We start from the raw sequence: 13197 nt of genomic DNA, 5'->3' as shown, positions 1-13197 counted from the left end.
ATAAGCTGCAGACAGGGGAAAGCCGTGCTCCCATGATGATCAAATGCACGATGGCTTCTGACAGCATGAAATGAGAAGGCATAACATTGGTGCCTGGTCATATTCTCTCTGCAAAAGCCATGATACGCTGACGAATCCAAAGCAAGTACACACGTGATTTCTGAACCTGTATATTTCCACAGAAACACATTCCTGTTTTAAGCATCACAAATTTCCTGCGGTGGCATCTCTGCCTGAAGCAAGAAGAGGGAAGGAATCACATGAAAATAATCAGACAATTTATTCTTGTGCTGGCTCTTGCCGGCAGTACTCTGCCTCTTGGCAGCAAAGTCCTTATCAAAGCAAATGCAGACAACAGCAATGACTATTCCATACACCAGGGCTGTGTCTTTGATGTGGACGTCGTCAATGACAATGGCGGCTTCGATCACAAAGGATGTTACAGTGATTTTAATTCTGCCAAAAATGCAATGAATTCGCTTGGGCAGGATGCGGTCATCCGCAACGCATCCAGCAAATCTCCAAGTAAAATCATTGCAATGGTTTCCGGTATGGTCATTACGAATCCATATCGTAATAATGGCAGAGAGCTTTCCTATTACTATATGAATCAGGATTTTTCTGGCTCTAATACGTATTCCCGTCAGTATGCCCAGGCGCAGTACCATGATACTGCCTGGTATGACACTGCCAGCGGCGGTGGCGCAGTATCGATGACCATGAATGGATTTGACGGCTACGTCAAGATGGCAGAATGCGATCTTGTGCCGATCAAGTACTACACCAACCACCTTGCCATTCAGCTTGGCGGTAATAATCCGGAAGATCCTGTCTATACGCTGTATCCGGAAATGGACCATTATACGGTTTCAACGGATGGCAGCAAGGAAATGAAGTTCTATTCCTACTGGGGATGGTCTAATTCGGTCAAAGCCAGCTGGCAGACCTATGCCGTACCTGACCGCCGGGGCGTTATTCTGCCGGGGGCGGACTGGATGAGCGATGGTGCAACATATTACAGTGCCAACGGTTATGATTTCTATACAGATCAGGCAATGACGCAGTATGCTGGTACATATTACAACTACTATCAGTTTCTGCCGCTGCGTACAAAGTCCAATCTGACCGCTGCCGATCTGCAGAACTTTTTGAATCAGAGCGGCTATGCCGGCAATTCGGTCATGAACGGCAATGCCCAGGCTTTTATCGATGCCCAGAACAAATATGGTGTCAATGCTCTGCTTGTCTATGCCATGGCTATTCAGGAGTCCGGCTACGGAACAAGTTATTATGCAAAAACAAGGCGCAATCTTTTCGGTTGGAATGCAGTGGACTCCAATCCGAATCTGGCAGCTTCCTATAGCAGCATATATGCGGTAGTAGAGCAGCAGATGGGCGTAAATCTGAATGGGTATCTTGATGTGGACGATGGCCGCCATTTTGGTATGGCCATCGGCAATAAAGGCAACGGTTTCAATGTCTGTTATGCCTCTGATCAGTACTGGGGTATCAACATTGCATCCTTTGCCTATCAGATCGACAAAGCAGCCGGCTTCAAGGACCTGTATTCTGTTACCCTCGGTGTTGTGAACTCTGATGCCAGTGTATACTTTACAAAAAATGCCTATACCAGCACAAAGTGGTATGACATTAAAAATGCCGGCGGATCTGCCGGAGGCTATTTCCCCAGGGCATACCTTGTGCCTGTCCTTGGTGAAGAAAATGGCATGTACAAGACACAGACCTCTGATCATTTATCCAATGGCAGACTCACCCGTGCCTCCGTATCCAACAAATGGACCTATGACTTTGCCAGCAATGTAGCCTACATTTCCAAAGACTGGCTCACGATTCTTACCAACGGTACACCGTCTGGCAACAATACCGTACCAGAAGAAAAGCCGGAGACAACACCGGATCAGGCACCTGAGACAACACCTTCACCAGAAACGACACCGGAGCCATCCGAAACTCCTGAAAATGAAGTTGGGGATATGAGCAATGCTTCTTATAAATATCGTTCTGGCGTTGGAGCAGTGTCCTATAATGAGTCATCACATGTTGTGACGATGACTGGCCTTGGCTATTTTGATGGTGCAGCAGCTTACAATCATTCTGTCAAGCAACAGATGAAACTGGTGAATGCTGAAACAGAAGAGGTAACAAACCTTTCTACACAGACAACGGATTATCAGGGTATCATGAAAGAATTGTTTGTGGGCTACGAGGCTGTTGGATATCAGACAGAAATTGACCTCGATGATATCAAGCCTGGGAATTATATTCTTGAATTAGAAACTGTTAACGGCTCACATGACGCCATGAATTCATTGTTTTATAACGATCTGAAAGAAGGATACTCGATTACCCGTGAAGATGGAAATACGGTTACTTTCTATACTTCTCCTCTTAACAGTTACAGAGTTGAGGTTTCTTGTGAGAAGCAGAATATCAATATGTCTGATGTGAAGAAGCCAAGTCTGATGACACCCGTATTTGGAGCTGACACCATATCAATTGACAATGGACATTTGACGATCACAAATGGTTATTCCTTCTTGCGGAATGCAAGTATGTCAGCAGATACACATCCTTCCTATACGCTTTATCTTGAGGATGAAGACGGTAAAGTGTATTCTTGTGCGATTGATGCAAAAGATAGTGTTTATGATTTCAAGTCGTGGTTGAAGAATTATCAATACGAGACTTCTATGTGCAGTTTTGATGCTGATATCGATTTGTCTCATCTTTCTTCAGGTACATATCGTTTGTATTTGGAAATTAAAACAGATGAATACAAAGATATCTTTGAATTATATCGAAATTGGACTGACAAATTGAGTTCAAAATCTGGCGGGCGCATCTATTCGCTTAAGACAGAAAAAGCAAGGTCAAGATATATTCTGACCATTGAGTGAGGAAAACAAGATATGTCATTAAAATTAAAACTGGGCATGAAAATAGCTCTGGCGGCTGTGCTGACAGCGGGTGCTGGTACAAGTGCCTATGCGTATTACGCAGTCAATGCGTCTGATTCCATTGATGTGCCTGATTTTACCGGCAAGGCACAGCGTATTGTTGAAATGTGGGCTAAGAAAAATGATCTGAAAGACCAGGTAAAGTTTAAAGAGGAATATAGTGATGATGTACTGGGCGATTGTGTAATCAGTCAGTCAGCACGAAAGGTGTCTTCCAAGAGCACAATCACCTTTACGCTTTCACAAGGGCCTGATCCTGATAAGGAAGTTGAACTTCCTGATTTTGCCGGCAAGAAAAAGGACGAAATTGAAGCCTGGTTTGCTGATAATTATTTTTCCAACGTTTCCTATACCTATACATATGTCAGTGATCAGGATTTGGAAGATGATATGTTTGTCAGTATGGATCCTGCTGCGGGCACAAAAGCGAAACGTTCTGATGCCATTACCGTAACTCTTGCAACAACCGAGGTTGTGGCGCCTGACTTCTCTTCTATGAACAAAGATGAGATTCAGAAATGGGGCGATGAAAACGGCATTTCTATCACATTTACAGAACAGGAAAGTCAGATACTCAATGATGGCGATATCATGGAGATTTCGGTTAAAGCCGGCGATAAGCTGAAAAAAGGTGATACAGTAACGGTAACAATTGCCAAACACGTGGATAGTTCCCAGACCGAAAAGACAGATGAGGAAGTACAAAGACAGACCACAGATACAAATGCCAATGGCGGTACACGTGATCAAAGTTACTCCAATTCCGGTAATACCCAGCAAAGCAGCGAATCATCTGGAACGGATAATACGAATAGCAACACATCTGGAAGTGCGACAACAGAGACGCCGTCACAGTCTTCCGGAGTCTGCTTGTCGAATAATGCTGGTAATGCATTAGGCATGCTGTATGTTGGAGAGGAAGCATCTGACATTAACGATTATCTTGTTAAAGTGCGGCAGAATGGATGCAAAGTAACTGAAAATTACATTAATTCTTCTAATAACAATAAGGGGTTTGCTGGATATTCAACAAGTCTAGACGGATCAAGTGCAACTGTTAATATCTATCAAAGCAACTAAAAGCTCTTCCTTTTGTTGTGTGAAACAGTTCTGTTTGCAGGACTGTTTTATTTTTTCACAAAAAGTTATGTAAAGATTTACAAGTGTGTTTTGACAGGATGAAAACGTGGTATAATATTTTGCGTAGGTAAGGAGATAGAGTTAGATGGCTACAGGAAAAGTAAAGTGGTTCAATGCTGAGAAGGGCTATGGTTTCATTACAGGTGATGACGGAAAGGATATTTTCGTTCATTACTCTGCCATTCAGGGTGAAGGCTTCAAGACTCTTGACGAAGGTCAGGCTGTAAGCTTCGATGTCAAGGATACTGACAGAGGCCCGCAGGCTGAGAACGTTGTCAAGCTGTAATAGAAGATAACCATTTGCAGGAGAAATCCTGCTTTTTTTGTGCGTGCATGAAAAAAGCCTGCATGTGCAGGCTGTTATTTCAGAATTGTTTGATGCCTTCAACAAAGCAGGAAGCAACACTGTAATCATCATTGAGAATGGTAATGGACGCATCATAGCCAACTTTGATATAGCCAAGATGGTCGTCCATATGCAGCAGTGCTGCTGGATTGCATGTACAGCTGTTGAGAGCTTTGTCGAATGGTACGAGTGCTCTTTCTACCAGGTTGCGCAGGCCTTCATTGGTTTTCATGGTTGATCCGGCCAGGTTGCCTTCTTTGATCAGGTGGGCGGATCCATCCGGATAGATGACGATTCCCTGGCCGCCGAATTCAAACTTTGTGCCGACTGGGTATCCCTTGCACATCAATGCATCAGAGATCATGATTGCCTTTGTGCTGTCTTTTTCACGGAAGAAGATGTTCAGTGCTTCCGGTGTGGAGTGGTTGCAGTCACAGATGACTTCACTGTACAGGTCGTGCAGTCTCAGAGCTGCACCAACCATACCATTCTGTCTGTGGTTGAATGGGGACATTGCATTGTAGGTATGGGTGATGGAAGAGGCACCATTGGCCACTGCCATCATCGCCTGCTCATATGTAGCAGATGTATGTCCCATGGACACAACCGTACCATGCGTGCTGGCATACCGTGTTAAGGCGAAGTCCTTGTCATGTTCCGGGGCAAGGGTGATCACTTTGATCAGATTGTGGGCTGCCTTCTGATATTCCTTGAACTCTTCCACAGAAGGGGGAACAATGGCCGCTGCCGGCTGTGCACCTTTCTTTGCCATATCGAGATATGGTCCCTCAAAGTGAATACCTAGAATCCTGGCTCCTTCATAACTGTTTTCATCATGTACCTTTGCCGCATTTTCTACAGCCTTTGTCAGCACAGGCTTCATCTCAGTAATGGTTGTGGCAAGAAAACCGGTTACGCCTTCATGCACAATGTTCTTTGTCCATTTCTTCAGGCCTTCTTCATTGGCATAGTTGGTATCAAAGCCATAAGCGCCATGACAGTGAATGTCAATGAATCCTGGCACTATGCGGAGATCACCATAATCAATGTCTGCCTGTGTCTCATAGGGCAGCACACTGACGATCGATTTTCCTGAGATTTCAATGACACCCGGCATGAAATCGCCGGCAATCCAGATACGCGTACTCTTGATTTTCATTACAAACACCTCCTGTTTCCACTGTAGCACTTTTGCGGTTTTCCGTTTGTTCATAAGCTGGCATATTGTTTCGATTTGGCCCCGGCATATACTTCCTGATATAATAAAAAAGACGAACAGCTTTATGCTGCTCAGGCTGCTGTGTTCATTGACAGCAGAAGTTGTAAAGGAGAAAAAATTATGCAGATTGGAATGGCATTGGCTCTCTTTGTACTTGCCATTGATGGTGTTGTTGGTACAAAGATCCTGCATATGCCGCTGGTCGTATGTACGTTGATCGGTGCCCTGCTACACAATGTACAGACAGGGGTTACGATTGGTGCTGCCTGTCAGCTGTTTTACAGCACCGCACAGCGTGATGACACTGGTGCAGGCATCTATTGTGCCATCGCTGTGATTGCCGCTGTGCGCGGAGGCGTGCAGGCAGGTGATCTCAGTGCCGGGATTCTGGCATTTGGCTTTGCCTGTGCCATGGACGGCTTGTGCCGGCTGATTGGCACACTGTTTCTGCCAGCTGCCAGAAAAGCAGCAGAAAAGGGAAAAGCAAGCACCATTGCTGTGTTTGGACCAATGTTGATCCGCGGCGTGCTTGCCGCAATTGCTGGTTATTATGCGTATGGTCTTGGGGCAGATGCCGTCAATGTGATTGATGGCTGGATGAATGATCTGCCATGGCTGTTCCATGGCATTGCCACAGCTGCTGCCATGCTGCAGTTCCTTGGTATTGCGGTTGTCATGCGCAATCTTTACTATCAGGAATATCCAGCTGCACTGCTTTCCGGCTTTGCCGTTGCTGCACTGGCATCCAAATCTGGTTCCTATGGACTGTTTGCCTGCGGTCTGCTGGCTCTTGGCATTGGTGCCTTTGTGCTTTGGCATTTTACCCAGCAGAATAAGGAAACTGCTGCTCCGGTAAAGAACAGTACTGTAGAAAAGAAAGGAAAGGCTGAAAAATGGTGGTAGGAACAACGCCGTATACGGATACAAAGGAAGCATTTCCGCTGGATAAGAAAACACTGCGGAAAATTGCGTTCCGTTCATTCTTTACCCACGCCGGTGAAAATGCAGAAACGGCTGCTTCCACAGGCTGGACATGGGCAATGGAACCAGGCCTGAAAAAGACTCATTCCAATCCGCAGGATCTTGCCATATCGCTTGGCCACAATCTGGAATTCAATGATCCATCCTATCTCTTTTCGTCTTATGTGATGGGCGTGGTTCTCTCACTGGAAGCACAGAAGGCAGATCCATCTGTGATCCGCTCTTTGCGCACGACGCTGGCACTTGCCGCAAGCGGACTGGAGCGTGCTCTTGTCTATGGACTCTGGCTGCCCATTATGCTTGGTGCTGTTTACAGTATGGTCAGCAGCGGCAATGCCTGGGGTGTTGTAATTGTGGCAGCTGTTTCCTTCCTCCTGCATGTGATTCTGCGCTTTGTATTGATCAACGTCGGCTACAAAGGCGGCACTGCATCCGCAGAGAAACTGATTGCTAAAAAGGATTCATGGAGTAAGGCAGCCCGCATCTCCGGTCTGTTTATGACAGGTGCCATCATTGGCTTTGGCTCATTGCTCACCGGCCAGGTTGGTGTACATGGTATGCGTGCTTCCAATGCATTCCTGCAGCCGTTGGTTCTTGCCAGCCAGGTAGTACCAGGCCTGATTGGTCTGTGTGCAGCTCTGGTGACATACTGGCTGCTAACCAGGAAAAACTGGTCCATGTGGAAATGTGCCATCCTTCTGATCGCAGTAGGATTTGTCATTGGCATGCTTTGAGATGCACAGGAAGTGCATCTCTTTTTTTTCGGCAGAAAGGACGTATGATTGTAGTTATGAAAAAAGAATTGAAGCAGATCCATGTGGCGGCTGCCGTGATTTGCAAAGATGACAAGATCTTTGCAACGCAGCGCGGCTATGGGGAATTCAAAGACGGCTGGGAGTTTCCTGGCGGAAAGATTGAAGCAGGGGAGAGTGCCCGACAGGCACTTGTGCGGGAAATCAAGGAAGAACTGAATACTGACATTATCGTTGGAAATTTTATCGGCAGTGTGGAATATGATTATCCACAGTTTCATCTTTCCATGCAGGTGTTTTCTGTCAGTGTACAGCATGGATCTCTTGAACTGCTGGAACATGAAGCAGCACGATGGCTGTCCCCAGGCGAGCTGGACAGTGTTGCCTGGCTGCCTGCGGATCAATATATTGTGGATCATTATCTGCGCAGGGAAATGACAGTAAGTAAAGACAAATGAATGTGTACTGCTTTGTGCAGATACCAATTTCATCATATTTTTCAGGGAATCTGCCATATTGGATGCCTATATACAGGTGGAGGTATCGTTATGGCAATGATCAAAGATCTTCCTGCGGCTGAGAAACCGCGGGAGAAAGGCCTGCAGTTTGGCATGCGTGCTTTAAGCACACCTGAGCTGCTGGCCATCTTAATTCGTACCGGCACCAAAGGCAGAAGTGCTGTCGACACGGCTGGTGATCTTTTAAAGAAAGCAGGCAGCGTTGCCGGTGTTTCTGCAATGAGCGTACCTGAGCTGACCAGAATCTCAGGCATTGGCAAAGTCAAGGCGCTGGAAATCGTGGCAGCCATGGAACTGTCACGAAGAGTCGCTTTGGAGCGTGTTTCGCAGGGCAGCATCCTGGATACACCGGAACGGCTGTTTCACTGGCTGCAGAAAGAAATCGGCTCATCCATGCAGGAAAACTTTCTGGTTGTGTACCTGGACGCCGGTCTGCACCTGATCAGTTACCGTGTCTTGTTCACCGGCTCACTGAATGATGCCCGCGTGTATCCCCGGGAAGTTTTCAAGGAAGCACTGTTGGCCAATAGTTCTGCCTTCATGATGGTGCATAACCATCCCAGCGGCTCACTTGTTCCAAGCGGCGCAGACCTGTCATTGACCAAACTGATGTGTGAAACCGGCAGAATGATGGGAGTTGCGGTCATTGATCACATCATTGTGACCGCAAACGGGTATTATTCCTTTGCGGCAGAAGGTCTGCTGAAAGATGCCATGGATGAGACTTGTGCCTGATGGTAAAATGATATGACAGAGGAAGGTGCACATTGATCAGAAACAAGGCCGGCAGGAAAAACAGAATACAGCAGATATCCCGCAGCAGAAAACATGGTCTGGGGCACTGCACCCGGATTCTGCTTGCCTGCGTGCTTTGTGTCTGCCTGCTTGGCTGTCTGCCAGGCTGTGTTTCTGTGCGCACCCAGATTGCCTACAGTATTTACCCCATTGGCTGGCTTGTGAGCGCACTTGCCCAGAATACCGTTACCACTGTATCCCTGCAGGATGGGCAGACTGCCCAGAGAGCACAGATCCAGAGCAATTATCAGGATATCCTTGCCAAGAGTGCTGTCTTTATGCATATTGGCGACCTGGAGCCATATCTTTCCGTGTACCAGAATGAGATCGCGTCCAGCGGTACGCTGGTGCTGGATCTGTCTGCCCACAATGCGGTTTATGACTTTGCGCGCTATACGCCTGATGACAGCAGCAGTGCCTCAGATTATCAGGAATCTGCCTGGTATGATTCTGCTTTGTTTGATCAGACAGATATGTATGAAAAAGATGTTTCTTTGTGGAATGATCCGGTACTGATGCTCTCGATGGCAAAAGATATCCTGAGCTGGCTGGAGAAGACCTATCCGGAGAATACAGACCTGTACGAAACAAACTTCAAAAAGCTGGAAGCAGATCTGGTTGATCTGGATGCACAGTATCAGGCTCTGGCCACCCAGGCGGCGGACCAGTCCATCACGCTGCGGTTTGTGACAGTGACGCCAAGCTTTGGCAACTGGCAGAAAACATATGGCTTTCAGGTATACCCGCTTGTGTTAAGCCGCTATGGTGTACTGCCGGATGAAGAGGAGCTGGCTGTGATGGAACAACGCATTAAGACGGATGGTGTACAGTATATTGTTTATGAAGACAGTATGCCGGATGATATGAAGGGTCTGTTTAACAGAGTTATGAATGACTGCGGACTGACCCGCATTGATCTTTCCAATCTGAGCAGCCTGACGCCACAGCAGGAAGAAGATGGCAAGGACTACCTTTCCATCATGTACGAGAACCTGGCTGTGCTGCAGAGCATCGTGGAACAGAAAGATCAGGCAGGATGAAAGTAGAAGAGGTAGCGAAAAGATGAAAAAGTTAATGCTGGTGGATGGCAATTCCATGCTGTTTCGGGCTTACTACGCCACTGCCTATGGCAAGAAAATGACGACGGCACAGGGCGTGCCGACCAATGCTGTGTTTGGTTTCTGCCAGATGCTGCAGAAAGCTCTGGATGAGCAGAAGCCAGATGCCGTTCTGGTTGCTTTTGATGCCGGCAAGCATACGTTCCGGCATGATCTGTATGCCGATTACAAGGGAGGACGCAAGCCGGCACCGGATGATCTTGTTCCACAGTTTCAGATGGTCCGTGACTTTCTGGACGCAGCCCACATAAAATGGGTGGAGATGCCTGATATAGAAGCCGATGATCTGATTGGCACCATGTCAAAGAAATATCCTGACTGTCAGACCATTATCTTCACAAGTGACCACGATCTGCTGCAGCTTGTCGATGATACAACGTCGGTGCTGCTGATGAAAAAGGGCATGACAGATATGGATATCATGACGCCGGAATCCATGCAGACTGAACTTGGCATCCGGCCATTGCAGATTATTGATCTCAAGGGACTGATGGGTGATCACAGTGACAACATCCCGGGTATTCCCGGTGTTGGTGAAAAGACTGCCGTCAAGCTGCTGAACCAGTATGACACACTGGAAAATGTGCTTGCCCATGATCAGGAGATCAAAGGCGCCCTTGGCAAAAAGATCCAGGCAAACCATGAACTTGCCGCACTGTCCAAAAAGCTGGCAACCATCCGCCGCGATGTCGATCTGGATATCAAGCTGGAAGACTGTACCTTTATGCCGGACTATGCATCCCTTGTCCATTTCCTTGAAACACTTGGCATGAAGATGCTGGCATCCCGCTATCAAAGCAGACTGCTTGGTAATCAGGAACAAAAAGCAGAAGAAACGATTCAGGTACAGCGTGTATCTGTGATCCCGGAAAACGTATATACAGGCCGCTATGCGGTATTTGGCTGTGATGACCATCAGCAGTTCATGGGGGCATCCCTCTATGGACTTGGCATTGCCAGCCAGGCAGGCCTGTATTATATCAATGCAAAGGATCTTCCTCATGATGCACAGCTGCTGAAGCATCTGGCGGCATATGAAGCGGCTGGCTATGATGTCAAGCGTCTCATGCATGTCATGCACAATATCCATATCGAGATTCATTTCAGGGATGATGCCATGATCATAGCCTCTCTGGCGGATTCCACACTGACAAGCAATGAGAAGATTACAGAGAAGTATGATCTGCATACCACGGACAGCTATGAAGATGTCTTTGGCAAACCAGGCAGGCCTGTTTCTGTGGATGAAGAGAAAGAAGCCCGCTTTGCCGGGGAGAATGCTGCCAATATCCTCAAAATTGTGGAACAGGCAGAACCTGTCATCACTTCCTGCAACATGACGCATCTCTACCGTGATGTGGAAATGCCTCTGACAGAAATTCTGTGTGAAATGGAACGTGATGGCATTCGCTGCGATGAAAAGGTGCTGGATGCCATTTCTGACAAGACGCAGGCCCAGATTGATGAACTGCAGAAGAGAATCTATACCCGTGCCAATAAACAGTTCAATATCAACTCTCCCAAACAGCTGGCATCGGTGCTGTATGATGATCTGGGACTGTATGGCGGAACGAAACGTTCCACATCGGCTGACCGGCTGGAGAAGCTGCGCGGTGCCGATCCGATCATTGACGATATTCTTGCCTACCGCAAACTTGCCAAAATCTTAAGCACGTATGCGGAAGGCCTTAAGAAGTACATCTGCAAAGATGGACGCATCCATACGATTTACAACCAGGCAGCTACAACCACTGGCCGTCTGTCCTCATCCGAGCCTAACCTGCAGAACATATCTGTGCGCGATGAACAGGGCAAAGAGGTGCGCAAGGCATTCCCGGCCGACCCAGGCTGTGTATTGATCTCGTGCGACTATCACCAGATTGAGCTGCGGATGCTGGCTCATATGGCCGATGAGACAAGCATGATTCAGGCTTTTCGTGACGGCATTGATATTCATACCAAGACGGCCATGGATGTGTTTGGCGTTTCCAAGGAAGAAGTGACGCCGCAGATGCGCCGCCAGGCAAAGACGGTGAATTTCGGCATTGTCTACGGTATTTCTGACTTTGGTCTGAGTGAGCAGCTTGGCACCAGTGTGGCCCAGGCACGTGATTTCATTGAAACATACTACAGGAAGTATCCCCGCATCCGTACCTATATGGATCAGGTTGTCAAAGACTGTGAGAAAAACGGCTATGTGACAACACTGCTTGGCAGAAGAAGAGAGATTCCGGAGATTCATGACAAGAACCGGATGATCCGGGAATTTGGCAAGCGGGCAGCAATGAATGCACCGATTCAGGGCAGTGCGGCGGATCTGATCAAGCTGGCCATGATCCGCATTGACAAGGCAATGAAAGAGAAGAAGGTAAAATCCCGCATGATTCTGCAGGTGCATGATGAACTGATCTTTGAAGTGCCTCAGGATGAAATTGACATGATGAAGGCACTGATCAACGACGGCATGGTCAATGCCATGAGCCTGAAAGTGCCGCTGACAGCAGAATGTGCCGTTGGCAAAGACTGGTATGAGGCTAAATAATGCCGGAACTGCCAGAAGTTGAAACGGTTGTGCGCACACTGGAACATCAGATCAAAGATGATGAGATTCTGGATGTACAGGTGCGCTATGCAAAGACGGTCGATGGTGATCCAGGATCATTTGCCAATGCTTTGCGGCATGAACATTTCCGCATCTTTCAGCGGCGCGGCAAGTATCTGATCTTCCGCATGGACCATGTGACTCTTGTTGTCCATCTGCGCATGGAAGGCAAGTTCTATCTCATGTCACCATCAGATCCTGTCAACCGGCACATGCATGTCATCTTTCAGATGGCCAGCGGCAGATCACTGCGCTATCACGACACCCGCAAATTCGGCCGCATGTGTATCCTGCCGCTGGACTATGACTTTTCATCCTTCCATGGCCTTGGCCCGGAACCATTTGATCCATCGTTCAATGCGGATTATGTACATCAGTACCGCAAAGGCAGAAAGGAACCATTGAAGTCATTATTGCTTGACCAGAGTTTTGTGGCCGGCATTGGCAATATTTATGCGGATGAAATCCTTGCTGCATGTCATCTGCGTCCAGGCAGAAGCTGCAGCCGCATTACCAGAAAAGACGACCAGAACATCGTTGATAACACCAGACGGATCATGAAGGCAGCCATTGCGGCAGGAGGCACCACGATCCGCAGTTATACTTCTTCCCTTGGCGTGACCGGCCGTTTCCAGACAGACTGCACGGTGCATATGCAGAAGATCTGTCCGCGCTGCCACGGACCAATCAAAGTCAAATATATCGGCGGCCGCAGCAGCTACTACTGCCCGCACTGCCAGAAATAAAA

The 13197-nt window shown here is 47.6% G+C and carries 11 protein-coding genes; 10 read left to right on the top strand and 1 reads right to left on the bottom strand.

Annotated elements, in window-relative coordinates:
* Positions 1-260: 260 nt before the first annotated feature.
* From DHU66_RS10335 to DHU66_RS10325, 3 genes are all read left to right on the top strand, one after another.
* The gene (locus tag DHU66_RS10335; RefSeq protein WP_108775877.1) at positions 261-2918 is read left to right on the top strand and encodes an N-acetylglucosaminidase; all 2658 of its coding nucleotides are present in this window, start codon (positions 261-263) and stop codon (positions 2916-2918) included.
* Between the two features lie 12 nt (positions 2919-2930).
* Positions 2931-4058 carry a PASTA domain-containing protein gene (locus DHU66_RS10330; RefSeq protein WP_108775876.1) on the top strand — a complete coding sequence of 376 codons (1128 nt, stop codon included), beginning with the start codon at positions 2931-2933 and terminating at the stop codon, positions 4056-4058.
* Between the two features lie 145 nt (positions 4059-4203).
* A complete protein-coding gene (locus tag DHU66_RS10325; RefSeq protein ID WP_108775875.1) occupies positions 4204-4404 on the top strand; it encodes a cold-shock protein in 201 nt (66 codons plus the stop codon).
* Positions 4405-4483: 79 nt separating this feature from the next.
* On the opposite strand, the gene nagA is transcribed toward DHU66_RS10325, so the two are convergent.
* Positions 4484-5623 carry an N-acetylglucosamine-6-phosphate deacetylase gene (gene nagA, locus DHU66_RS10320; protein WP_108775874.1) on the bottom strand — a complete coding sequence of 380 codons (1140 nt, stop codon included), beginning with the start codon at positions 5621-5623 and terminating at the stop codon, positions 4484-4486.
* A 180-nt stretch (positions 5624-5803) separates the two neighbouring features.
* Here nagA and DHU66_RS10315 point away from each other — a divergent pair, with 180 nt between their 5' ends.
* The 7 genes from DHU66_RS10315 to mutM all read left to right on the top strand — a co-directional run bounded on the left by DHU66_RS10315 (position 5804) and on the right by mutM (position 13195).
* A complete protein-coding gene (locus DHU66_RS10315) occupies positions 5804-6586 on the top strand; it encodes a PTS sugar transporter subunit IIC (RefSeq protein WP_108775873.1) in 783 nt (260 codons plus the stop codon).
* Positions 6577-7398, top strand: a complete 822-nt coding sequence (locus tag DHU66_RS10310; protein ID WP_108775872.1) for a PTS system mannose/fructose/sorbose family transporter subunit IID — start codon at positions 6577-6579, stop codon at positions 7396-7398. Before DHU66_RS10315 ends, DHU66_RS10310 begins: the two co-directional genes overlap by 10 nt.
* Positions 7399-7454: 56 nt before the next feature.
* Positions 7455-7874 (top strand): (deoxy)nucleoside triphosphate pyrophosphohydrolase, encoded by a 420-nt coding sequence (locus DHU66_RS10305; RefSeq protein WP_209451806.1) that lies wholly within the window; start codon positions 7455-7457, stop codon positions 7872-7874.
* A gap of 90 nt (positions 7875-7964) precedes the next feature.
* Positions 7965-8669 carry a RadC family protein gene (gene radC, locus DHU66_RS10300; protein WP_167836365.1) on the top strand — a complete coding sequence of 235 codons (705 nt, stop codon included), beginning with the start codon at positions 7965-7967 and terminating at the stop codon, positions 8667-8669.
* A 32-nt stretch (positions 8670-8701) separates the two neighbouring features.
* The gene (locus DHU66_RS10295) at positions 8702-9769 is read left to right on the top strand and encodes a metal ABC transporter substrate-binding protein (protein ID WP_108775870.1); all 1068 of its coding nucleotides are present in this window, start codon (positions 8702-8704) and stop codon (positions 9767-9769) included.
* A gap of 22 nt (positions 9770-9791) precedes the next feature.
* Positions 9792-12389 carry a DNA polymerase I gene (gene polA / locus DHU66_RS10290; RefSeq protein ID WP_108775869.1) on the top strand — a complete coding sequence of 866 codons (2598 nt, stop codon included), beginning with the start codon at positions 9792-9794 and terminating at the stop codon, positions 12387-12389.
* Positions 12389-13195, top strand: a complete 807-nt coding sequence (mutM, locus tag DHU66_RS10285) for a bifunctional DNA-formamidopyrimidine glycosylase/DNA-(apurinic or apyrimidinic site) lyase (protein ID WP_108775868.1) — start codon at positions 12389-12391, stop codon at positions 13193-13195. The genes polA and mutM overlap by 1 nt, the downstream gene beginning before the upstream one ends.
* The last annotated feature ends 2 nt before the right edge of the window (positions 13196-13197 follow it).

The organism is Lactimicrobium massiliense (assembly GCF_900343155.1).
GTDB lineage: Bacteria > Bacillota_I > Bacilli_A > Erysipelotrichales > Erysipelotrichaceae > Bulleidia > Bulleidia massiliensis.
The sequence above is the reverse complement of the archived record's forward strand: the minus strand, read 5'-3'. Positions and strand labels throughout refer to the sequence as shown.

Coding starts and splice junctions, on each gene's coding strand:
- nagA (WP_108775874.1), bottom strand. CDS start 5,623: ATGAAAATCAAGAGTACGCGTATCTGGATTGCCGGCGATTTCATGCCG.
- DHU66_RS10315 (WP_108775873.1), top strand. CDS start 5,804: ATGCAGATTGGAATGGCATTGGCTCTCTTTGTACTTGCCATTGATGGT.
- radC (WP_167836365.1), top strand. CDS start 7,965: ATGGCAATGATCAAAGATCTTCCTGCGGCTGAGAAACCGCGGGAGAAA.
- DHU66_RS10325 (WP_108775875.1), top strand. CDS start 4,204: ATGGCTACAGGAAAAGTAAAGTGGTTCAATGCTGAGAAGGGCTATGGT.
- DHU66_RS10305 (WP_209451806.1), top strand. CDS start 7,455: ATGAAAAAAGAATTGAAGCAGATCCATGTGGCGGCTGCCGTGATTTGC.
- polA (WP_108775869.1), top strand. CDS start 9,792: ATGAAAAAGTTAATGCTGGTGGATGGCAATTCCATGCTGTTTCGGGCT.
- DHU66_RS10335 (WP_108775877.1), top strand. CDS start 261: ATGAAAATAATCAGACAATTTATTCTTGTGCTGGCTCTTGCCGGCAGT.
- mutM (WP_108775868.1), top strand. CDS start 12,389: ATGCCGGAACTGCCAGAAGTTGAAACGGTTGTGCGCACACTGGAACAT.
- DHU66_RS10310 (WP_108775872.1), top strand. CDS start 6,577: ATGGTGGTAGGAACAACGCCGTATACGGATACAAAGGAAGCATTTCCG.
- DHU66_RS10330 (WP_108775876.1), top strand. CDS start 2,931: ATGTCATTAAAATTAAAACTGGGCATGAAAATAGCTCTGGCGGCTGTG.